The sequence below is a fragment of the Bacillus mojavensis genome, assembly GCF_012648005.1.
Lineage (GTDB): Bacteria > Bacillota > Bacilli > Bacillales > Bacillaceae > Bacillus > Bacillus mojavensis.
Map to the genome: position 1 here is coordinate 1,893,680 of NZ_CP051464.1, position 26,244 is coordinate 1,919,923.

Annotated in this window: 3 protein-coding genes; all 3 read right to left on the reverse strand. The window is 47.2% G+C overall.

Annotated elements, in window-relative coordinates; all coding sequences use genetic code 11:
• Positions 1-10: 10 nt before the first annotated feature.
• From fenA to fenD, 3 genes are read right to left on the reverse strand one after another with little or no spacing between them, the layout of a single operon-like run.
• A complete protein-coding gene (fenA, locus tag HC660_RS09845) occupies positions 11-10,807 on the reverse strand; it encodes a fengycin non-ribosomal peptide synthetase FenA (protein ID WP_168747974.1) in 10,797 nt (3,598 codons plus the stop codon).
• A gap of 25 nt (positions 10,808-10,832) precedes the next feature.
• Positions 10,833-18,497: a fengycin non-ribosomal peptide synthetase FenE gene (fenE, locus tag HC660_RS09850; protein WP_168747975.1), complete on the reverse strand. Its 7,665-nt coding sequence runs from the start codon at positions 18,495-18,497 to the stop codon at positions 10,833-10,835.
• Between the two features lie 16 nt (positions 18,498-18,513).
• On the reverse strand, positions 18,514-26,229 hold the full coding sequence (gene fenD, locus HC660_RS09855) for a fengycin non-ribosomal peptide synthetase FenD (RefSeq protein ID WP_168747976.1): 7,716 nt from the start codon (positions 26,227-26,229) through the stop codon (positions 18,514-18,516).
• Positions 26,230-26,244 lie beyond the last annotated feature (15 nt).

A 26,244-nucleotide genomic window follows, 5' to 3' on the forward strand; every position in this document is an offset into this window, starting at 1 on the left:
TACGGTTTCATTAGTGAAAACTGAGCATATCAGCGATCTCTTGGAGTGCGTCCTCGGTCAGTTCATGATCATCAAAATCACTGATGGTTTTTTCTGTTTCTGTTTTGTTCAGACAGTGATCAATCAGCTTCAGTAAGTAGTGATGGCAATTCTCACAAAGCTGTGCAATTGTTTTGTGCTGGAAACGGTATGTTTCATACGTCATGTTGACTGTCATTTTTCCTTCTGCTGCCATCGCACTGATATCAAGCGTTTGCTCACGGTTCCAAGAGGTGCTGATATCTTCTCCGGTCCCGAGTGGAGAAAACGAGAAGGTTTTTTCATCAGGCGCTTCAGTTGTACGGCTGTTTTCAAATTGACCCAGATAGTTGAAGCTGATTTCCGTTGTGCCGCTGAAATCGACGTCAGTTTTCTCAGGCGGGGTCAAATACTTGAGTACACCGTAGCCGAATCCTTTGTCCGGTACGCGTCTCAGTGTATCTTTTGTTGTTTTTAACACATGAACCAAGTATTCTTCTTGATCCTTGTCGGTCAAGTCTGAATCTAGTTTGACGAATAACGGATAAATGGCAGTAAACCATCCAACCGTGCGGCTGACATCTATGCCGTCTAACACATCCTCGCGTCCGTGGCTTTCTAATGACAATTTGACGGCGGATTGTTTCGTCCAATCCCGCAAAGCTAGAATTACGGAAGCCAGCAGCATATCTTGCGTATCTGTGTTATATGTGCGGTTGACGCTTTTTAAAAGCGCCTCCGTCTCTTTTGTATTGAGAGAGAATGAAACTGTTTCCCGTTTTCTCTGATTTAACGTTTGATCGTTTATTTGATCAAACGGCAGTGCTTCTGCCTGATACTCTTCAGCTTCGCGCCAATAGGCGAGCTGTTTCATAAGCTGACGGCTTTCAGCATAGTCGGCGAGTTTTTCCGTATATGCTTTGAAAGAGCTAGTTTTAGGCGGCAAATCAATGCCTTCTCCCTTTACAGCCTGACGATATCCGGTTGCCAAATCCTCCAACAGGACACGCCATGAGATGCCGTCAACGATGAAGTGATGAGCCGTTAGGAACAAAAAGTCTCCGTCATCTGTACGGAAAAGTCCGGCCTGCAATAGCGGCCCTTTTTCCAAATCTATGTTCTGTTGAATGCCACGTACATGGTGTTTCATAAGAGATTCATATGCATTGACTTCTGAACCTTTAAGATTGATGATCTGAAGGCTGTACAGTGCGTCGTCTGAATGACTGACCGGCCGATTATATTGAACCCATTTGCCTTGCTCAGACTGTGTGAACACCATTCGCAGCGCATCGTGGTGAATGGTGATGGCTTTTAACGTTTTGCGCAGCGCGTCTTCTTGGACGGAGGCATTCCGATGCAGCATAACAGATTGATTAAAATGGTGTTTCTCTTTTATATCTTGAGAAAGGAACCATTTCTGAACAGGTGACCATTGTACTTCACCCTCAACCGGAGCTTGACTGGCAATAGTATCGGAATCACGAATATAGGCTGCCAGTTCTTTAATTGTCGGATGACTGAATAAATCTTTAACCGACATTTGTTTCCCGATTCGATGAAGCCGTGCTGACACCTGTAACGCTTTAATGGAATCTCCTCCGAGCTCAAAGAACGAAGCGTCAATTCCGATTTTTTCTGCACCGAGCACTTCACCCCATATATCTGCCAGTTTTTGTTCCATCTCGCTGTTCGGTGCATGAAATGTCCGTACTTGATTGAATGCCGGTTCTGGAAGTGCCCGGCGATCCAGCTTGCCATTTGGTGACAAAGGAAGCGTGTCCAGCGTTTGAATAAACGCCGGCATCATATATAAAGGCAGCTGTTTTTTTAATTCGGCACGCAGCATTTCTGTATTGAAGTCTTGCTCTGCCACAATATAAGCACATAATTCGGTTTGAGCAGGCGCTGTTTCGCGAGCAAGGACAACGGCCTCTTTTACTCCGTTTATACGGCGGATAACCGATTCAATTTCTTTCGTTTCTACACGGTGGCCTCTGATTTTGACTTGATCGTCCAATCGTCCTAAGTACTCGATCGTACCGTCTGCCATCCATCTGGCTGCGTCACCTGTTCGATACATGCGTTTTTCGGGCTGGAATGGGTGCTGAACGAACGTTTTTGCTGTCAGTTCCGGAAGATTGACGTACCCTCTAGCAAGCCCTGTTCCTGCTATGCAAAGCTCGCCGGCAACGCCGATTGGCTGAAGCTGATCCCGGTTTAAAATCAGCACTTCAGTATTGTCGATCGGCCGGCCGATGCATACGTTTTTCTGCCGTTCCATATGTCTCATGGCTGTGGTTGCCACACTGTTTTCTGTCGGCCCATATTCGTTTGCTAGCTCTGTATTCGGACATATTGCCATGCTGCGGTCTATCAATTCCCGGTCAGCTGCTTCTCCTGCAAGCGTGACTACTCTAAGCGTCTTTGCATCTTCCGGCTGTAGGACGTCCAAAAGCGCCCGATATAAAACAGGGACGATAATCATATGTGTAATTCGATGATGAGATAGATCATGCTTAATGGACAAAATATCTTTCGCTTCGTTTTCATCAGGCAGCACTGTCTTTGCACCTGACAAAAGCGGTGTGAACATACTTGTTAAAAAGCCGTCAAACGAAAAAGAAAAGAGCTGAAGGACTGTGTCTGTCTCATTCAAAGCATAAGCGTTTTGCCGCCACTGCAGGGTGTTGGCTATTCCTTTATGCTCGACCATCACTCCTTTAGGCTGGCCTGTCGTTCCTGAAGTGTAAATGATATAAGCCAAATGCTGAGGGCGTGACACTTGCGGAAGCGGTGATCCGTCGTATGTCTCCGCGTTCTCTAGGGCGAATATCTCACCTTCAAAATCTTCAAGTGCTTCTTGGTCCGCAGCAGGTAAAGTGATGAGCAGTTTGGTTCTGCTGTCGCCGAGTATATAGCGTTTCCGTTCCGCCGGGTATTCCGGATCAATCGGGACATAACAGCCGCCGGCTTTCCAAACGCCCAGAATGGCTGCAATCATGCTGAACGAACGAGGCATCATAATTCCGACTGGTGTGTCCGGTTTAACCCCGCGGTCACGCAGTGCCCATGCAATGCCATTGGACCATTCGTCCAGTTCCTGATAGGTGAGCGTGTTTTCTCTGCTGACGAGTGCAGGAGCATTCGGAGTCAGCGCTGCTTGTTTTTCAAACAGGTGATCGATTGTTTGCCCTTTATGTTCATTTTCTTGGCCGCTGTTAAACTCATTCAGCAGTTTGTTTCGTTCTTCATGAGTCAGAATGTCGATATCGTTAAGAAGGGTGTTCGGGTTTTCGACGATATGGCTCAGCAAATTTGTCAGATGATATGTCCATTGTTTTACCGTTGCTTTTTGAAAAAGAGCAGACGAATATTCAAATTGTAAATGAATTTGCTCGTCACCCTCAGAAGCCTGCAATGTGATGTCAAATTTAGAAACATGATGAGAAGCGCTGGCCGGCTGGAGTTGTATGTCATCCAGCTCCAAAGTCTGTTGCTCTGTATTTTGTACGACTAACATGGCGTCAAACACTGGATTTCGGCTCATATCCCGCGTTATGCCGAGCTTGTCGACAAGCTCTTCGAACGGATAATCCTGGTGCTCATAAGCTTCCAATGCGATCTCGCGAACTTCCTGCAATAATTGCGCAAACGGCTTCCCTCCCTCCGGGCGTGCCCGAAGCGCCAGGGTGTTGACGAACATTCCAAGTATCGGCTCAAGGTCCTTGTGAGGACGTCCGGCAATAGGCGACCCGACGATGATGTCTTCCTGTCCGCTTAAGCGTGACAATAATGCTGTGTAAGCTGCCAGGAGCACCATGTACAGGGTGCTTCCGTTCTCGCGTGCGAGCTTGTGAAGCCCGGCTGTGAGTTCTTGATCGAGCGTAAATGAAACTTGATCACCCGCGAAGCTTCGCACCGGCGGCCGGGCGTAATCAGCCGGCAGGTCCAGTACGGGCAGCTCGCCTTCGAGCTGCTTCAGCCAGTACGCCTCCTGCGTCTTGTACGTGTCTCCTTTTTTAAAGGCCTCCTGCCATACGGCATAGTCTTTATATTGAATGTGAAGCGGAGGAAGCTCCTGATTGGCGTACAGCTTTCCGAATTCCCGAATGAGCGTATTGACTGAAACACCATCTGAAATAATGTGATGCATATCGACCAGTAATAGATGCCGCCCGTCTGATATCTTGACGATTCCCGCTCGGAACAGCGGAGCTTGGCTGAGATCAAACGGCTGGATAAACGATGCCGCGGCCTCCTGTTCAGTTTGTCCGCCGAGCACAGAGGTGTGGAATGTAAACGGCACTTCCTCATGGATGCGCTGAACCGGCTCGCCGTCTGTGTCCGTTGTAAAGGACGTCCGCAGTGACTCGTGGCGTTTGATCAGCTTTTTGAATACGACATCCATTCTTGTAAGATCCAGCTTTCCTTCCAGCTCCAAGACTGCCGGCATATTGTAGCCTGTGCCTCCATCCTCCAGCTGCTGGAGCACATACATCCGCTTTTGGGCGGAGGAAACCGGATAGGACTCGCGTTTTTCTGCCGGCTTAATGGCTTCATACGGACTTTCCGTTCCTTCGCTGATGACAGAAGCCAAACCTTCTACCGTCGGATGGGCAAATACCTCCTTCAGCGGCACCTGGACGCCGAATTCCTTGGCGATCCGGGAGACAAGCGCGGTGGCTTTTAAGGAATGGCCGCCCCGGTCAAAAAAGTTGTCGTGAATGCCGACAGGTCCGCTTTTCAGCACTTCCTCCCACAGCTGGGAAAGCTTCATCTCTGTCAGATTTCTCGGCGCTGTGTAGGTTTCCCGATCTGCCGCTCCGTCAGGAGCAGGCAGCGCTTTTCGGTCGAGCTTTCCACTCGGGGTAACCGGCCATTGTTCCATCTCAATGATATGAGCAGGAATCATGTAGCCCGGAAGCAGTGTCTCAAGCTGCTTGCGCACTTCGTTTCTTCCGAGCCCTTCTGCATACGCACATAATTCCGCCTCGCCGCTTTCTGTACGAACAGTCACAGCCGCTTCCCGCACGCCTTCTATGCTTCTGAGCGCCGCTTCGATTTCTCCCGGCTCAATCCGGTAGCCGCGGATTTTCACCTGGTCATCCAGACGGCCGAGGAATTCCACCTGTCCGTCAGGCAGCCAGCGCGCCAAATCACCCGTTTTGTACATGCGTTCACCCGGATAAAATGGATCATCAAGAAAACGTTCTTCTGTTAATTCCGGGCGATTCAAGTAGCCTCTGGCGACACCGGCTCCGGCGATATACAATTCCCCGATACATCCAGCAGGCAGCACCCTCTGCTTCTGGTTCAGAATATACAATCTGACATGATGAATAGGTTTGCCAATGGGAATGCGGTCAAGTTTTTCATCAACCGGGCAATCGAAGAATGCCGCTTCTACAGTAGCTTCGGTAGGACCATAGGAATTGGTTAATGTAACATCTGGCAGCAATTCACAGAACCGAGAGACAAGATGAGCCCCTAGCTGTTCGCCTCCAGAAAACACTCTCTTCAGCCTGTTCGTTTTGATCGGTACAGGGCCATTTTTTAGATATTCTAAAAACGCATGAAGCATAGAAGGCACAAAATGCATCGCGGTAATCTGCTGTTCTTCTATGACCCTCAATATCATGTCCGGTTCTTTTTCGCCTCCTTGAGGAAGCAGATAAACAGAGGCGCCAGCGTACGGCCACCAAAACAGCTCCCATATCGAAGCATCGAAGGAATACGACGTTTTATGCAAAATGACGTCCGATTGATTCAAAGGATAGCGGAACTGAAGGGAATTCATAAAATTCACTGCAGATTGATGCTCAACCTGTACCCCCTTAGGTCTTCCAGTAGAGCCGGATGTATAAATCATATAGGCTAAAGAATCCGGATAGACTTCAACATTTGGATTGGATACACGATGTGTCAGCCCGTTGTTTAATTGACTGAGATGAACGATTTCTCCATTAAAAGCCGGAATGTCTAGATTGTCAGATTGAATAAGGAGAATCCCAGAATCGCTGTCCTTCAGCAAAAAGCGGATCCGTTCCTCTGGATAATCCGGGTCAATAGGAAGATAAGCGCCGCCTGCTTTTAGAATCGCATAAATCCCGATCAGCATTTCAGGGGAACGCCTTCCCATAATGGCAACAGTCGTTTCGGCTTTTACTCCGCGGTCGATCAGCTCCCAGGCTACACGGTTCGCCCGTTCGTTCAATTCCTTGTAAGTTATCGCTCCGTCCTCAAAGATTACAGCCGGTTGGTCAGGTGTTTTTGCCGCTTGCTGTTCGAGTGTATGGTGCAAGGTCTGATTCAACGGATAGCCTGTCTCTTCAAGCGGATGGCATGAGTCAATGAAGGACCTTTCTTCTGCTATTGTCAGGATCGGAATATCGTCCAATTCCATCTCAGGACTGGAAGCCGTGTTTTCCACAAGTGTTATAAAAAGGTCGGCCCATCTTTGAACGGTATCTTTTTCAAACAAAGCGGTACTGTATTCAAACTGACAGTACAGCTCAGCTTCATGCTCCGTGACATACAGGGAAATATCGAACTTAGATATCGGATGCTGCAAATCGTTCCATCTAAGCAGCAAATCATTCATTTTCAGTGTTTGCTTTTCCATATTTTGCAGCACAAGGGTTGTATCAAACAGCGGATTCCGGCTCATTTCCCGCTGCACACCGAGTTGATCAACCAGCTCCTCAAACGGATAATCCTGATGCTCATAGGCCTCCAGGGCAGTCTGCTTGACTTCCTTCAGAAAATCCGTAAATGTCTTATTGCCGGCTGGGTGCGTCCTAAGCGCTAATGTATTGACGAACATGCCAAGGACCGATTCAAGATCGGCATGCGGGCGTCCGGCAATAGGCGAACCAATCACGATGTCTTCCTGACCGCTTAACCGCGACAAAAAAGCTGAATACAATGCGAGTAGCGTCATGTACAGCGTACTCCCATTTTTGCGGGCTAGCTGCTTCAGGCGGGATGTGATTTCTTCATTCATTTGAAATAAAATTTTTCCGCCTGAGAAATTCCGTTCTGCCGGTCGGCGCTTGTCTGTTGGGAGCTCAAGCACCGGCAGCTCACCGCTAAACTGTCTCAGCCAGTAAGTCTCCTGCTTTTTGTATGTGTCTCCCTTTTGAAATTCCTGCTGCCAAACGGCGTAATCTTTATATTGGATTCGTAACGGCTTAAGCGTCCGATTTGCATAGCGCTCAGTGAATTCGCGGATTAACAGCTGAACGGATACACCATCAGAAATGATATGATGCATGTCCACCAGCAGCAAATGCTTCTCGTTCGCAAGCTTCACAAGGCCAGCTCTGAATAACGGCGCTTGACTGAGGTCAAATGGACGGACAAATCCAGCAGCAGAGGCTTCCTCACTTAACGTAAACGGAACTTCACTGTGAATACGCTGTACGGGCTCGGCGTTTTCTCCCGGCACAAAGGACGTTCGAAGCGGCTCATGCCGGCTGATCAGTTCCTTGAATACAGCAGCCAATTTTTCGCGATCAAGCTTCCCTTCAAGTTCTAAAACTGCCGGCATGTTGTAGCCGACACCGCCATTATCTAGATGCTGGAGCACGTACATCCGCTTTTGAGCTGATGATACTGGGTACGTCGGTTGTTCTTTTGCCTGTGCAATCGCCGCATAAGGATTTTCCTCTGCATTTCGAATAATAAGAGCCAATCCTTCCACTGTCGGATGGGCAAATACGTCCTTCAGCGGGACTTGCACATGAAATTCCTTGGCGATTCGCGACACAAGCACCGTTGCTTTTAACGAGTGTCCGCCGCGGTCAAAAAAGTTATCGTGAATGCCGATTGAGCCTTCCTTCAGCACATCTTCAAACAGCTGTGAAAGCTTTACCTCTAACAGGTTCCGCGGAGCAGCGTATGTATGACTGCTGATTGAAGCTTCCGGTTCTGGAAGAGCTGATTGATCGACTTTCCCGTTCGGCGTCAAAGGGATGCTGTCAACCGAGACCCATTTGGCCGGAATCATATATTCTGGGAGCTCACTTGCCAGATATTGTCGCAAAGCCGAGGAATCCAGCCTGTGCGTACTGCTATAATAGGCGCATAACTCATGTTCTCCGCTTTGATTTTGCCGGATAAGAATAGCAGCTTCTTTTACCTCCGGATGATTCATTAACGCGATTTCTATTTCTTGCGGCTCGATTCGATAACCTCTGATTTTCACTTGATCGTCGGCTCGACCGATATATTCAAAATTGCCATCTTCACGAATTCTCGCTACATCTCCCGTTCGGTACATGACAGCTCCGGACCTGAAGGGATCGGGTAAAAATTTCTCTCGCGTCAGTTTATCGTTATTGATATAACCTCTGGCGACACTTGAACCGGAAATATAAAGTTCTCCTGATACTCCCCGAGGCTGCAGCTGTTTTTGGCGATTTAAAATATACATATCAGTACAATCAATCGGTTTGCCAATCGGAGGAAACTCAGGAATTTGGTCACCCGGATATATGGTATATGCCGACACTACATGAGTTTCTGAAGGTCCATAATGATTATGCAAGCACATGTTGCGCTGACGCAAAACATCTTGGAGGAGACTGGAAACGATTAATTGCTCACCGGCTGTAATTAGGTGTTTTACATCACGAGGAAACGCGTTCGCAAATTCCTGTTCGCTGAAAATCATTTTGATAAAAGCTGTTGGGAGAAACACAATAGCCGTCTGATGCTCTTTTATAAATGCAAACAGCTGAGGCACGTCTCTTTTAATAGCTTCAGGTACGATATGAAGTGTGCCGCCTTCCAGCAATGTTGAAAATATTTCTTGATAGCAGACGTCAAAGGCAGGAGTAGCAAATTGCAAAACGTTATTTTGAAAGTCAATGCCAGAGCGAGTGAATTCAAACTGCAGCAAGTTCGCCATATTTCGATGTTCAAATTGAACGCCTTTTGGTTTTCCTGTTGTGCCTGATGTGTAAATCATATAGAGCAGATCGTCAGCACTATTCACTGAATGTAAGCAGCTGCCGTCTTCGATTTGAGTATCTTCCATATAGGTAACATTCAGGCCAGTCTCAAGCAAAGGAGCAAAACGCGCTTGTGAAACGACATGAGAGCAGCCGCAGTCATTCAGAATATAATGGATTCTGTCAGACGGATAATGGGGATCGATTGGAACAATGGCGCCTCCAGCCTTCAATATACCGAGAACACCGGTAATGAACTCAGCTGAGCGTTCCATCATGATTGCGACAGGTTCCTGCCTCATAACGCCTTTTTTCCGCAAATGCCGTGCCAATCTGTTGGCGGATTCGTTCAATTCTTTATAGGTCAGAGATTGTGCTTGATCAATTATAGCCTGCGCGTCAGGCGTCTTTTCTGCCTGTTTTTCAAACAGGGCATGGATGGTTTCATAAGCTGGTGTGTGATCTTTGATTTCCCCAACCAACTGCAGCTTTTCATTGTCTGTTGTGATATCGATGTCCGCTGGTGAGAGATGCGGATGATCTAAGATTTGAGAAACAGTGTTCAACAGATGCTCCTTAACAGAAAGCACAAAGGATCGGTCATGCAGTGCTGCATCATAGCTCATTTTTATATGGATTTTTTCCGCTGGCGCGACCATGAGATAAAAGCTGTAATTGGTTTCATCCGCCACTGTGAAGTTATGAATCTGAAAAAGATCTGAATCGTGCTCCTGGCTGTTCAGCATTTCTATTTCTTTCTGCACCGGATAGTTTTCGAATACAAGAATGTGATCTATCAAACCTTGCTTGACTGCTGAACGGGACTGTATCTCGTATAGGGGATGGTAGCTGTACGCTTCTGCAGCAAGGCGATCCTTTTGCATGTCTTTTACGAGCTGTAAAAATGGCCTTTTTGATCCGTGTAGCCGTATGGGAATTGTGTTGATGAAAAGCCCAACCATTTGTTCAATTCCTTCAATGTCTGAGGGCCTTCCTGACATGACAGAACCGAATACCGCGTCATCACTATTGTTATATTTTTGAAGGAGAATCCCCCATAGGGTATGGAAAATCGTGCTGAGTGTGACTTCTTCTCTTACGGCAAGCTCTGACAGCCTGCTGCTGTCTTCTTTTGAAAATGAAAATGTAATTTGCTCCTGCCCGCTTGTACTTTTTGTTTTTTTCTGCTTCGGAAGCAGGGTTTGCTGCTCATAGCCGGAAAGATAATTGTCCCAATAGGAAACAGCTTTCTCTTTGTCTTGCTCCATCAGCCAATTGATATAAGTTCCGTATGGCTGAACGGGCTCCAGTGATAATGGAGCCCCTTTTATTTTTGATGCATAAATCTGAAGGAATTCTTTTAGTACAATGCCGAGGCACCAGCCGTCCATCATGATGTGGTGAAAGGTCCAAATACAAGTATATTGCCGCTTTCCGGTTCGAATAAGTGTGATGCGCATGAGCATATCCTTTTGCAGATGAAACCCTTTGGCGCGGTCCTTTTCTTTTATTTGTTCGACAAACGCAGATTGGCCCGCTTCATCTAAATGAGCAATGTCCTCCTCCAGTACACTGACAGTCCGTTCTCTCAGAACAACCTGCTGAGGTGAAGAGACATTTTGGCTGATGAAAATCGTTCTGAAAATGTCATGTCTTGCTACTAAAGCATTGATGCTCTCTTGGAAAAACTGTAAATTAACATCGCCCTCTATTGTAAAAGAGGCTTGTTCAACATATGCCCGTGAATCTTTTTGCAGGAGGGAATGAAAAAGCATTCCTTCCTGCATATAAGACAGCGGATAAATATCCTGAATTGAATTCGCTTTTGTCATGTTCATATCTCCCTGTCACGATTTTCTACAAGTCTTCCACCAAGCTGGATATACTGTCCAAATCCTCTGCCGTTAACGATTGGCTGCTGAAATCGCTCAGCGTCTTTTCTGTGTTCTGTTTTTCAGCACAGTGTTTCATAATATCCTGCAGATAGCATTCAATTAGGTTGATAAGCCGCTCCATTGTCCTCCTGTGAAACCGTGCTGGCGCATAGCTGAGCTGAAAATGAAGCTGATTTTCTGCTGCCATCGCACTCATTTCAATAAGCTGTTCCCGCTTCCAAGTAGGAGTGATGTCCTTACCGCTCCCAAGACCGGACGGGCGGAAACGGTCTTGTCTTCCTATGTCGTTGAACTGCCCCAAATAGTTAAAGCCGATTTCAGGTGTTTTTGAAAACACCATACTTTTATATTCGGGAGGTGTGATATATTTCAAGATGCCGTAGCCTACCCCTTTGTTCGGTATCCGGCCCAATGTATCTTTCACGGTTTTAACTGCGGTTCCAAGCTCATCCGCTTGATTTTCAAAGTCAATAAGGACGGGGTAAATGGATGTAAACCAGCCAACCGTGCGGCTGATGTCTAAATCTGGAAGAATATGTTCTCTTCCGTGTCCCTCCATTGCCATACGGAGCTTGCTGCCCCCTGTCCAGTCACAAATCGCTAAGGAAGCCGCCGTCAATAGAATATCTTGTGTATCAGTGCCATAAGCGTGGTTTACCTTTTGCAGCAAGACCGCGGTGTCTGCTTCAGTGAGTGAAAAGCGCAATGTTTCCCTTTCATTGCTGTTCATATTCTCCATATAAGGCATTTCATATGGCAGTTCCGCTGCTTTTTCCTCTTCAACTGTCCGCCAGTACGTTTCCTCACGAATCAGCTTGCTGCTTTGGGCATAATCTTGAATTCGCCGTGCGTATTCAAGATAGGAATCTGTTTTAGGCGGAAGCTGTATAGCCTGTCCTGAAGCTGCTTGATGATATGCCGCTGACAGGTCCTCCAGTAAAATTCTCCATGATACCCCATCAACGACCAAATGATGAATCGTGAGAAATAAATAATCTCCGGACAGCGTTTTAAACCAAGCGGCATGCAGTAATGGTCCTTGTTCGAGATTAATGCTTTGCTGAAGATTTGCAACTTCTTCTTTAATGCTCGTTTCCCAATCGATACCCGGATCTGAAACATCAGAAGTCCTTAAGCTGTACAGTTTGGATTCATGAATGTCTTGGTTGATTTGCAGCTGTTGTCCGCTATCATCCCGATAAATCATCCGCAGGGCATCATGATGCTCTGCCAGTTTTTTCAATGACGCTCGCAGTGCATCTTCAGACAAACAATCAGGAGTAAACAGCATGACAGACTGGTTAAAATGGTGCCTATCTTCTATATCCTGAGAGAGGAACCAATGCTGAATGGGTGTCCATGGAACAGCTCCCTGAACAGATCCTTGGTCTATTACTCTTTCTGTCTTCCGGATGACTGCTGATAAATCTTTTATTTTTGGATGGCGGAATAAATCGCTTGCATGCAAGCTCCATCCATAACGCCCGAGGCGCGCGGATACTTGAAGAGCCTTAATTGAATCTCCGCCTAGTTCAAAAAACGAATCTTCTATTCCGATCCTCTGTGTCCCGAGAACCTCCTGCCATATGATCGCAAGCTGTTCTTCAAGGTCATTGCGAGGCGGGACGTACGTTTGTTTAGATGTGATATCTGGTTCAGGCAGTGCTTTTCGGTTCAATTTTCCGTTGGCCGTGAGCGGGAGAGCATCCATTTCTATCATATAGGCCGGCATCATATAGCCAGGCAGCATTTGAGAAAGGTGAGTACGCACTTGTTCAGCATTTGTACCCTCTTTTACGCTTATATAGGCGTAAAGCTCCTTGCTGCCTAATTGTCCTGTTCGCGCCAATACAGCTGCTTCTTTGACACCCTCTATATGACGAAGCGCTGATTCAATTTCACCGAGTTCAACCCGGTACCCCCGTATTTTTACCTGATCATCGACACGGCCTACGTATTCAATTGTGCCGTCAGGCAGCCAGCGTGCCAGATCACCGGTACGGTACATTTGTTCGCCGGACGCAAATGGATTTGGCACAAATTTCTCTTTCGTCAGGTCTGGGCGACCAAGATAGCCTCTTGCCACACCATCTCCGCCGACACACAGTTCACCGACAGCTCCGATCGGCTGCAGCATTCCCCATTTATTTAAGATAAATGCGGTTGAATTACCAATCGGCCGGCCGATTGGGATGGAATGATCATACGTTTTTTCAATGTGAAAGCAAGTCGAAAATGTTGTATTCTCAGTCGGCCCATATCCGTTCCAGATGGACAATTCTGGGCATGCTTGCTTGATTCGATTGACATGACTGGCTGACAGAGCTTCTCCGCCAATAATCAGATTTATGAGCCGGGAAAATATTTTCTCATTCTGTTCTGTTAAATGGTTGAAAAGAGATGCAGTCAGCCACATTGTGGTGATTCCGTTTTGTTCTATGTATCTCTTAAGCTGATGGGAATCCAGAAATGTTTCTTTATCTGTGAGATGCAAAGCAGCGCCATTTAGCAACGGTCCGAGTATTTCAAATGTAACGACATCAAAACCGAGTGAAGAAGTCAGCAGAAGCCGGTCTTCAGGTGTAAATTCAATGTAATTGCTGTTTTTAACGAGACGGATCACACTTCGCTGTTCAATCATGACACCCTTCGGTTTGCCGGTTGATCCTGATGTATAGATGATATAAGCGAGAGAATGTGGTCCTGCTGGAGATTCAAAGTTCTTCGCTTCTCCTTGTCCTTGAATCTCTTCAATGACGATTTGCTCACAATTATGCTCTAAGTCTAATTGTTGACTATTTGTTTTTTCAGATCGAAGGAGTATTTTTGCACCGCTGTCTGACAGCATATATGATATTCGGTCAGCGGGCAGATCCTTAGCAATAGGCAGATAGGCTCCTCCAGCTTTCAAAATGCCGAGCATTCCTGCTGCAAGTTCTGGAGTTCGTGTTGTCAATAATGCAACTACAGTTTCAGGTCCGACTCCTTTTCTCCGAAGAACAGCAGAAATCCTGTTTGCCCGGCTGTTCAGTTCCTCATACGTTAATGTTTGTTCATCGCCGGCCACTGCTATGGCATCAGGCGTTTGTGCAGCCTGTAACTCAAACAGCCTGCTGATGGTTTCATGTCTCGGATACTCTCTTTTTGTACAGTTGAGTTCATGGATAAGGAAATGGGTTTCATTCTCGTCCAATACATGTATTGTTCCAAGTGCTGCTTTGCTGTCTTGGATGATGGCGCGTAGCAAATTCATTAAATAGTGAAGCCACATTTCGATCGTTTTTTTCTGATAGAGATCCGTGCTATATTCCATTTGAAACATCATAGATCCATTAGATTCCTCGTACGCATACAGGGTTAAATCGAACTTCGATACTTGATGTCCCATATTTGTTGCGGGCCGGAGACACAGGTCCTTCAGCTGCATGGATTCTTGGTCCATATTCTGAAGCACAAACATCACATCAAACAGCGGATTTCGGCTCATATCCCGCGTTACGCCGAGCTTGTCGACAAGCTCTTCGAACGGATAATCCTGATGTTCGTAAGCTTCCAATGCGGTCTCGCGCACTTCCTGCAAAAATTGCGCAAACGGCTTCCCGCCCTCCGGGCGTGTTCGCAGCGCCAGGGTGTTGACGAACATTCCAAGTATCGGCTCGAGGTCCTTGTGAGGACGTCCGGCAATTGGTGACCCGACGATGATGTCTTCCTGTCCGCTTAAGCGCGCCAATAACGCTGTGTAAGCTGCCAGGAGCACCATGTACAGGGTGCTTCCATTCTCGCGTGCGAGCTTGTGAAGCCCGGCTGTGAGTTCTTGATCGAGCGTAAATGAAACTTGATCACCCGCGAAGCTTCGCACCGGCGGCCGGGCGTAATCAGCCGGCAGGTCCAGTACAGGCAGCTCACCTTCGAGCTGCTTCAGCCAGTACGCCTCCTGCGTCTTGTACGTGTCTCCTTTTTTAAAGGCCTCCTGCCATACGGCATAGTCTTTATATTGAATGTGAAGCGGCGGAAGCTCCTGATTGGCGTACAGCTCCCCGAATTCCCGAATGAGCGTATTGACTGAAACACCATCAGAAATAATGTGATGCATATCGACCAGTAATAGATGCCGCCCGTCTGATACCTTGACGGTCCCCGCCCGAAACAGCGGAGCTTGGCTGAGATCAAACGGCTGGATAAACGCTGCTGCGGCCTCCTGTTCAGGTTGCCCGCCGAGCACAGAGGTGTGGAATGTAAACGGCACTTCCTCATGGATGCGCTGAACCGGCTCGCCATCTGTGTCCGTTGTAAAGGACGTCCGCAGTGACTCGTGGCGTTTGATCAGCTTTTTGAATACGACATCCATTCTTGTAAGATCCAGCTTTCCTTCCAGCTCCAAGACTGCCGGCATATTGTAGCCTGTGCCTCCATCCTCCAGCTGCTGGAGCACATACATCCGCTTTTGGGCGGAGGAAACCGGATAGGACTCGCGTTTTTCTGCCGGCTTAATGGCTCCATACGGACTTTCCGTTCCTTCGCTGATGACAGAAGCCAAACCTTCTACCGTCGGATGGGCAAATACCTCCTTCAGCGGCACCTGGACGCCGAATTCCTTGGCGATCCGGGAGACAAGCGCGGTGGCTTTTAAGGAATGGCCTCCCCGGTCAAAAAAGTTGTCGTGAATGCCGACAGGGCCGCTTTTCAGCACTTCCTCCCACAGCTGGGAAAGCTTCATCTCTGTCAGGTTTCTCGGCGCCGAGTAGATTTCCCGATCTGCCGCTCCGTCAGGAGCAGGCAGCGCTTTTCGGTCGAGCTTTCCGCTCGGGGTAACCGGCCATTGTTCCATCTCAATGATATGAGCAGGAATCATGTAGCCTGGAAGCAATGTCTCAAGCTGCTTGCGCACTTCGTTTCTTCCGAGCCCTTCTGCATACGCACATAATTCCGCCTCGCCGCTTTCTGTACGAACAGTCACAGCCGCTTCCCGCACGCCTTCTATGCTTCTGAGCGCGGCTTCGATTTCTCCCGGCTCAATCCGGTAGCCGCGGATTTTCACCTGGTCATCCAGACGGCCGAGGAATTCCACTTGTCCGTCTGGCAGCCAGCGCGCCAAATCCCCTGTTTTGTACATGCGCTCTCCCGGATAAAATGGATCATCAAGAAAACGTTCTTCTGTTAATTCCGGACGATTCAAGTAGCCTCTGGCGACGCCGGCTCCAGCGATATACAATTCTCCCGCTACGCCGACAGGCTGTACGGCTACATGCGGATCTAACACATACAGACGCGCGCCAGGCACAGGTTTTCCGATCGGAAGGCGCAAGCGATCCCTGTCAAGCTCAGGATCACACGTGTAAAATGCCGCATCAACAGTTGCTTCTGTCGGCCCGTAGCCGTGAACCAGCGATGTCTCTGGCAGCAAAGAAGCGAAACGGGCTGCCGTATGGGGGGCCAGCGGTTCACCTCCGGCGAATACGCGTTTCAGGCTTCTCGGCGCTTCGATTTCCGATTGGTCCAAAAAGCTGTTCAGCATGGCCGGAATAAAATGGGCCGTTGTAATGCTTTCCTCTCGAATAGCTTTTACCATCAATGCTGGATCTTTCTCCCAGCCGGACGGAAGCAGATAGGCCGAAGCACCTGAAAGCGTCCACCAAAACAGCTGCCAGACAGACGCATCAAAGGAAAAAGACGTTTTCATCATAATGATGTCGTCTTCCTCTAAAGGAAACTGCATCTGCATGCCGGTCAGAAAGGAAACCGCCTGGCGGTGCTCAACGGCGACTCCTTTCGGCCGTCCAGTGGAGCCTGATGTATAGACCACATAGGCGAGAGAATCGCTGTCCGCTTGATGAAGAGAGTGATATTCGGATTCTTCATTCGCAAGAGCCGTCAGATCCACTTCAAGTGTCTTTCCGGAAAAATCAGGTGCCTTTAATTCCGGCTGTGTCAGTAAAAGGGCTGCCCCGCTGTCTTTCAGCATATAGCTCAACCGTTCCTTTGGGTATGCAGGATCAAGAGGCAAATAAGCTGCGCCTGCCTTTAATACGGCGAGAACGGCTGTCAGCATGTCCGGCGAACGCTCGCTGAGAACACCAACAATGCTTTCCTTCGTGACACCGTGCGCCGTAAGGCGCGCTGCCAGCCTGTTGGCGTACATGTCAAGCTGCGCGTAAGTCAGCGAGCCGCCAGAAAAGCGCAAAGCCGTCCGCTCCGGCATCAAAGCCGCCTGACGTTCAAACAGCCCGTGCAGCGTCGGAGCTAACGCTGAAACAGCTCCCGTCGTATTATATTCAGCAACCATTTTCTGTGTTTTGTCTTGATCTAGTAACGTCATCCTTGAAACAGGAAGAGAAGGATCAGAGATGACAGCTGAAATCATATGCAGTAAATAATCTTTTATCTCGGCAATTATGCCAGGCTCATATAAACCTGTATGAAAATTGATGCGCACGAACAATGTGCGGCCTGGAATCACTTTGACGCTGCATCCATAATTCGTCTCCTCCGCCATCGCAAAGTTTTCCACTGAGAAACCGAACGATCCAGTCTGGTTTAATCCTTCAATTTCTTCCTGGGTCGGCACGTTTTCAAACACGATAATATGATCAATGAGATCTTGTTTAAGAGCACTCTGCGCTTGAATGTCATATAGAGGGAAATAGCTGTATGCTTCTGCTTCAGTCATTTCCTTTTGCATCCGACTGACCAGGTCAGAGAAAGAAAGAGATTTGCTTTGGACCCGGATGGGAATGGTATTAATAAAAAGGCCGACTATATTTTCTACATCTTTCAGCTCAGAAGGCCTGCCTGAGACGACTGATCCGAACACGGCATCGTCACAGCGATTGAATTTTTGCAGCAAAATCCCCCACAAAGCTTGGAAAACGGTGTTAAGCGTTGCACCGGATGCTGCTGCGATTTTCTGCAAATCGGACGTTTCTTTTTCAGAGATAGTAAACGTGACCTGTTGTAATTCACCTTCTGATACTTGCTCGTTTCTTTTTGGCAAAGAAGAAGCTTTCTCGAAGTGCTGCAGCCGCTTTTTCCAATACGCAGCTGCCTCTTCACGATCCTGCTGCATCAGCCATTTAATATACGTTCCGTACGGCTGAACTGGCTGCAAATATGGAAGCCGCCCTTCTCCCAGCGCTTGATAAATGTGGAGAAAGTCTTTAATGATAATGCCTAAGCACCATCCGTCCATTAAAATATGGTGATGGCTCCAAATGCACACGTAACGCTCAGGCGCCCATTTTAAAACGGATATTCTCATCAGTACATCCGACTGAAGATCAAAGCCCCTTTTTTTATCTTGTTCCTTGAATGCTTCTGTACAATGTTCTTTTTCTCTCTCATTAAGATGAGAAATATCTTCAAAATGAACACGGCAAGAACGGTCTTTAAGCACCACCTGACGAGGTTTGGCTACATTTTTGTAGATAAAAGTCGTTCGAAAGATTTCATACCTGTCAAAAACAGCGTCCATACTTTTCTGGAAACGGTCTAAGTCAAGCTGCCCCTTGATTGTAAAAGAAGCCTGTTCAAAATAAGCTCTCGACTGTTCATCATACAGCGAATGAAAAAGCATCCCCTCCTGCATAAAAGACAAGGGATATATATCCTGTATTTCGGGTTGCTGCGGCATCAATGAATCTCCTCTCCTATAGTTTGTTGACGGCTCCCATAATTTCACTTAAATCCTCCAGCGTTAATTCCTCATCAGTAAAATCAGCGGCACTCCATTCACGGTTTTCTTTGCCCGCGCAATGCTGGATTATGTTTTCAAGCGCATGTTTAAAATGATCGGCTAATGCCTGTATGGTTTGTTTCTTAAATTGAAGTCCGTTATAAATGATGTGCATGTGCAGGCACCCTGATGAAACGGCTCCGCTGATATCAAGCACATAAGGCCGCTCCCAATCCGGGCTGATTTCATTCCCTGTCTTAATATCAGAAATCTCAAAAGCCTTTGATTGAACATCCTGATCAAACTGGCCTAAGTAATTAAAGCTGATTTCCGGGTCACTGTACTTAGAATCCCATATCTTGTTGATATATTTCAGCACTCCATAGCCTGCGCCTTTATGTGGTATGCGGTGCAGCATGTCTTTTGTCTGTTTAATGTGTCGTCCTAGCCGCTCACCTTCATCCGTATGGTCAGAATCACTCATATCAAGCCATACAGGATAAATTGAAGTGAACCAGCCTACAGTTCTGTTCATGTCAATATTGTCAAGATAATCTTCTCTGCCGTGGCCCTCCATACTGATTTTGAAATGGTCAATTCCCGTCCATTCCTGCAAAGCTAGGCCTAAAGCAGTCAGAAGGATATCATTTGTTTCCGTGTTGTATGCGTTGTTAGCAGCAGTTAGCAGCAATTCTGTGTCTTCACGGGACAGCTCGAAATCAATTACTTCTGTATCTTTGAATGAGTTCGAGGTGATCGAATGATCTTTGGGAATAGGTTCAATATCCCGATCCTCCCGCTCTTTCCAATACGCGATTTCACGCTGCAGACGCCGGCTTTTTGAATAGTCAGCCAAAGTTTGTGCATAGGTGAAATATGAATCTGTTTTTTCCGGCAGTTCGATGGGTTTTCCTGAGACTGCCTGTTCGTAAGCAATTGAAAAATCCTCAAATAAAATGCGCCATGAAACGGCATCAATGACTAAGTGATGAATCGTCAGAAACAAATGGTCTCCATCTTCGGCTTTAAACAAACCAGCATGAAGCAAAGGGCCAGTCTCCAATCGAATGGTTTGCTGAATTTGGTTTGCCATTTCTTCAATCTGTTTGCGTGCTTCTGCTGATAAGCCCTGTGAATCACCTGCTGTATTTGAGTGATGATCTCTTACATCAAACAGTTCAAAGGCATATAGCTCCTCATCTGGAAGATCTGGTCCTCTGTTAACCTGTACAGGCTTGCCATCTTTGTAACGGCATATGATTCTCAGTGCGTCATGATGAGTCACCAAGCTTTTCAGTACCTTTCTGAGTGCAATGTCATCAAACCGTTCAGCCCGGTAGAGCATAACGGATTGATTAAAATGATGGGCTTCCAATGATTGTGAGAAAAACCATTGCTGTACAGGTGTCCAAGGCAGCTCACCTTCAACGGGCGTTTGGTCAATTACGCGAACAGCTTTGCGAACGCGAGCCGACAGTTCACCAAGCGTCTGATGCTCAAACATCTCACGCACTGTCGTTTCATAGCCTCGCTGTTTCAGCCGCGCACACACCTGCAACGCTTTTATTGAATCCCCTCCAAGCTCAAAGAAATTCGCGCTGACACCTATCTCCTCCGCTTCGAGCAGTTCTTCCCAAATGTCAGCCATCGCCTTTTCAATCTCATTTCTAGGGCTGATATCATTCTCAGCTAGAGCCCGCTTATCTGGTTCCGGCAGGGCCTTCTGGTCGAGCTTGCCGTTAACCGTCAGCGGGATGCTGTCAATCTGGATCAAACGGGCAGGCACCATAAAATCAGGCAGAACGGCTCTCAGGGCAGCACGGATATCTGCTTCATTTACAGCCTGTCCATCTTCCGCAACCATGTAAGCATAGACAGCGGATTGTCCTTGTTCATCAGCTCTTGTAATGACAGCCGCCTCTTTAATTATTGGTAGCTGAAGCAGAGACGCCTGGATTTCACCGAGCTCGATGCGGTGTCCTCTCACTTTTACTTGATCATCAATGCGGCCCATATATTCCAGCTCTCCATTTGCCAGACGCTTTGCAAGGTCTCCGGTTCGGTATAATCTGTCTCCCGGAAGATAAGGATTAGGTACAAATCGGGCCGCGGTCAGATCATCTCTGTTCAAATATCCCCGGGCTACCCCTTCTCCGCCAATATACAGCTCTCCTGGAACTCCTGTAGGCTGAAGATTCATATGAGCATCCATCACATAAGCCTGAAGGGTTGCCAGCGGTTTTCCGATATTGCTTTTATTTTTTTCTATATCAGCTGAGGACAATTCCTTATATGTCACATGTACAGTTGTTTCAGTAATGCCGTACATATTGATCAGATCAGTATCAGGGTATTTCTCGTTCCAGGTTACAAGCATGCCGGGCTGTAAAGCTTCTCCGCCGAAAATAACGTATCGCACATGTAATCGGTCTGTATGATTTCCTTCTTCATGAATGAGTCCGTAAAAAGCAGTTGGAGTCTGATTAAGTACTGTGACGCCTTCTTTTTTTAACAATAAGCGGAATGCATTCGGATCGCGGGCTGTTTCTTTGGAGACAACAACCAGCGTACTTCCATTCAGCAACGCTCCGAACATTTCCCATACTGAGAAATCAAAGCAATATGAATGGAATAAAGTCCAAACGTCCTCACTGTTAAAATCAAAAGGCAGATCCTGATGCTTCAATAGACTCATCACATTGCGGTGCTCGACAACGACGCCCTTTGGCTGCCCAGTGGTTCCAGATGTATAAATCACATAAGCTGGCTGGTCTGCTAATATTTCTTGCACTTTCAAATCAGGCGAAATCAATTCGTTTTCGGCGTCATTCAGATATAAAATTTGCCCATGGTAATCCGCCGGTTTGTTGTGTCCGGGCTCTGTCAGGAGAATTCTTGCCCCGCTGTCATTCAGCATAAAGCTGATGCGTTCTTGAGGATATTCAGGGTCAATCGGCAAGTATGCTCCTCCGGCTTTTAGGATAGATAAAACGCCAATCACCATATCAGGCGATCGATCCAACAATAAACCGATGATATCCCCGGATTGGATCCCTTGTTTCATCAGCATAGCCGCTGTCCGTTCTGCTTTTTCATTCAAGTCACGATAAGACAGCCGTATATGATCGCATACCACTGCGGTATGATCGGGATGTTGAGCTGCTTGTTTTTCAAATAAATGAACGATGCTTTCTTCTCTTGGATAGTCAGCATACTGACCCATCGTTTCAAGTAGCAATTCGCGCTCTGGAGCAGACAGCAATTGCATTTCCGAAAGCTTCATATGAATGTCAGAGGTTATTCCTTTCACCAGCTCAATAAAATGAGAGGCCCATCTAGCAATGGTCTCTTCTTCAAACAGCGCGGTACTGTATTCGAAGCGGCAGCGAATGCCATCGGAATGCTCCTCGGCGTGTAATGTCAAATCGAATTTAGATACATTGTGTGACGGGGTTACAGACGAGATAGATAAACCGGGCACACCAAACTGGAAATCTTCGCTGTTTTGAAGCACGAGCATCGCGTCAAACAGCGGATTGCGATTGATCTCTCGTTTCGTTTCAAGCTTATTGACGAGCTCTTCAAAAGGGTAATCCTGATGCTCGTATGCAGTCAGAGCAAGTTCGCGAATTTCCTGCAAATAAGAGCTGAACGTTTTGTGGCCCTCAGGCTGGCATCGCATAGCCAATGTATTGACGAACATCCCAATGACCCGATCCAGATCAGCGTGCGGTCTCCCGGCAGCAGGCGAGCCGACAACCATATCCTCCTGTCCGCTCAGTTTGGAAAGCATGATGGAATAGACAGACAGAAGGAGCATATACATCGTCGTTCCCGTTTCAAACATCAAGCGGTGCAGTTCTTCCGCCGTTCTTTTATCAATGTTTACTTCAAATGTCCCGCCGCTGAAATCAGGCAGAAGCGGCCTCGTTTTATCAAGAGGCAATTCCAATACTGGAAGGCTGCCGCCAAGCTGCTTCAGCCAGTAGGCCTCCTGTTTGCTGTAATGCGTTTCCGGGAACTTCTCTTGCTGCCAAACCGCAAAATCTTTATAATGCAGGTTTAAAGCTGGAAGCTCTTTTCCGCAATAAAGATCAGTGAATTCTTGGACGAGTGTACTCATAGAGATTCCGTCAGCAATGATGTGATGCATATCGAGCAGCAAATAGGCTCTTTCTTTTTCAAGAGATATCAAGCTTGCTCTAAAAAGCGGTCCAACCGTTAGATCAAACGGTTTGATAAAGGACGAGATCGCAGACTGCAGCATTTGTTCTGATTCAATTTCAAGCTCTTTCAGATCAGCTGTCAGCGCCGGATGAATCCTTTGCACTGGCTCACCGTTATTCAGTTCAAATGCAGTACGCAATGATTCATGCCGATTCACAAGCTCTGTGAGAACTTTTCTCAATCTCCCGCGATCCAAATGTCCTCGCAGTTCCAGTACTGCCGGCATGTTGTAGCCTGTGCTGTCATCTGCCAGCTGGTAGAGAGCGTATAATCTTTTTTGCGAGAAAGACAGCGGATAAACATCTCTATAATCCGCAGGTTCAATCTGCGTAAAAGCATGCTCATGGAAACTCATCAGTTTGGCTGCCATGCTTTCCACGGTCGGATAAGAAAAAACGTCACTGAGCGGCAGCTCGATATTCAGCCGTTTATGTATTCTCGATACGAGTGTGGCTGCTTTTAAGGACTGTCCGCCTAATTGAAAGAAATCATCGCGAATACCGATTTGATTTCTGTTCAGCACCTCTTCCCAAATGCGTGCCAGTTTAGTTTCCATTAAAGTGTGTGGCGGCATGTACGTTAAGCTAGTTGTGTTTTCTGGTTCCGGAAGTGCGGAACGGTCGAGCTTCCCGCTGGATGTTAACGGCATTTGAGTGACTTTGATGATGCTTGCGGGAATCATATAGGACGGCAATGTACCGGCTAGATGCTGGTGCAGATTTGGAAGGCCGTTTCCCTTTTCCGGAACGATATAAGCAACGAGTTCCTTTTCCTCATCAGACACATCACGGGCAAGCACCGCAGCTTCCTTCACTCCAGGTGCTTGCCGAAGAACAGTTTCAATCTCACTCAATTCAATGCGATATCCCCTGATTTTTACCTGATCATCAAAACGTCCAATATATTCAATCGTGTCATCAGGCAGGAAGCGCCCTGCATCTCCGGTTCGATATAAGCGTTCTCCTTTGAGGAATGGATGGTCTGTGAATGCTTTCTCTGTTAGCTCTGGCCGCTTATAGTACCCCCGTGCGAGACCCGCGCCTGAAATACACAGCTCACCCGCCGCGCCTATCGGCTGCAGCTGATCTCCTTGTAAAATATATACTTTTGTATTGGCAATCGGGCGTCCGATCGTGATTTTCTCTTTTTCGTTCAGATGCCGAAGTATTGTTGTTGCCACACTGTTTTCTGTCGGTCCATATTCATTTGCAAGTTCAGCGGAGGGGCAAATCTTTCTGCTAGACTCTAGCAGGTCGGGAGTCACTGCTTCGCCCGCAAATGTCACGATACGAAGACTTTGTGCATCTTCAGCTGTCAGCACTTCTAATAACACCCGGTACAAGGAAGGAACAATAAGCATATGACTGACCTTGTATTGAGCTATTTTCCGTCTAAGGGCGAGCACGTCCTTCGCTTCGTTATCTGTTGTCAGCAGCACGCATGCACCGGATAGAAGCGGAGTAAACAAGCTCGTCACGCAGCCGTCGAAAACATAGGAAAACAGATGAAGTGCTGTATCCCCTTCGCTCATGCCGTACTCTTCCCGTCTCCACTGCAAGGTATTTGCAATTCCTTGATGGTCAACGAGCACACCTTTTGGCCGTCCTGTCGTTCCTGACGTATAGATCAGGTAGGCAAGCTCACCAATCGATACATCAGGAGAGTCCGTTTTGTAATGTGCTGTGTGTTCTGATGTCACAATACTGCCCTCAAAGCCTGACGGGATGGAAGAAATAAGTTCTTCTTCTGTCAGTAAGAGAGCTGCTTGACTGTCATGCAGCAGAAAAGAAAGCCGTTCTTTCGGATAACTTGGGTCAAGAGGCAGATAAGCGCCGCCGGCTTTCCAAATTCCAAGCAGGGCAGCAGCCATGTCCATTGACCGTTCCATCATCACTGCGACAATCCCGTTAGGTCCAGCTCCCTTTTCTATCAGGGCGTGCGCAACCTGATTGGCTCTTTCATCTAATTGCCGATATGTCCGGCACTCATCTCCCATTCTCAAAGCAGCCGCATCAGGTGTTTTGAGAGCCTGCTCCTCAAACAATTGAGATACCGTATTGTTTGGATAATGGCACTCCGTTTCGTTAAACGATTGAATGAGCTTTTGTTCTTCAGGAGGCACAATGTTGATGTTTCCGACAGCAATATCGGGATTTGACAAAATACAATCCATTGCCTGCATGAGGTGCCCCTGAATCCGAAGCACCTCTTCCCGTTCATAAACGGCGGCATTGTAGCTGAATTTAATATAAAATGATTCACCTGGAACGATGACAACGTTAAAGTCATAGTTGGTTTGTTCTGACATAGAAATGTCATCAAGCTTCAATGCGTTTTCGTCATTTTCGCTTTGCCTATTGACTGCCTGCTGAAGCTGTACGGGATAATTTTCAAAGACAAGAATATGATCAATCAATCCTTGCTTCAAAGCACTGCGGTTTTGAATCTCATAAAGCGGATAATAACCATGCTGCTCAGAATATAAAGTATCCTCCTGCACGGATTTGACAAGCGTAGAAAACGCCATTTTCTCTGCAGATCGAATACGCACCGGAACCGTGTTAATAAACAAGCCGACCATTGACTCGATCCCGTCAATTGCAGACGGACGTCCGGAAACAACAGAGCCGAAGACCGCGTCATCGGTTCCGTTGTACCGATGGAGAAGAACACCCCATAGACTCATAAATAAAGTGTTTAATGTAACACCCCAATTTTGGGCAGCTGCTGTCAATTTCTGAACGATAGCTTGATCCAAAGAAAAACGGATATGTGCGGGTTCATATTCCCCGTTCGCTGAGCGGCTTTTTAGCTTGGGAATAGAAGCGGTCTTGCCGTACTCCTGCAGATAATCTCTCCAGTATGCAGCGGTTTCTTCTTTATCTTGTTCTCCGAGCCATTCAATATAACGGCTGTACGGCACCGTGCTGCCGAGCTGTACAGGCCTGTTATTTTTAAGTGAGTCATACATGCTGAAGAATTCTTTGAGGATGATGCCCAAGCACCAGCCATCCATGATGATATGGTGATGTGTCCAGACACATGTATATGTGCTGTCTCCTCTATCAAAAAGCGTAAGCCGCATTAACGGATCTTTTTGCAAGTGAAACCCTTTTTCCCGGTCCTGCTGCATAAAGTCTTCTATCAGAGCAAGCTGCTCACCATGTTTTAGGTGAGAAAGATTTTCCCTTTGTACGGTTAATTCACGGTTTGTCAGCACAACTTGCTGCGGCCCAGTGAGATCCGGCACCTCCTTAATGAATATGGTTCTGAAAATATCGTATCGGGAAACAAGAAGATTTAAGCTCTTTTGAAACGAATCGATACACAGGCTGCCTGTAATGGTAAACGAGGTTTGCTCCACATAAGCTTTAGAGCTGAAATCAAGCAGTGAATGAAACAGCATCCCTTCCTGCATGTACGATAACGGATAAATATCTTGGATCTGTGTTGCTTGCGTCATCAATTCCACACACCT

Excerpts from the sequence above, each read along its gene's own strand:
- fenA (WP_168747974.1), bottom strand. The coding sequence starts at position 10,807 with ATGACAAAAGCGAATTCAATTCAGGATATTTATCCGCTGTCTTATATG.
- fenE (WP_168747975.1), bottom strand. The coding sequence starts at position 18,497 with ATGCCGCAGCAACCCGAAATACAGGATATATATCCCTTGTCTTTTATG.
- fenD (WP_168747976.1), bottom strand. The coding sequence starts at position 26,229 with ATGACGCAAGCAACACAGATCCAAGATATTTATCCGTTATCGTACATG.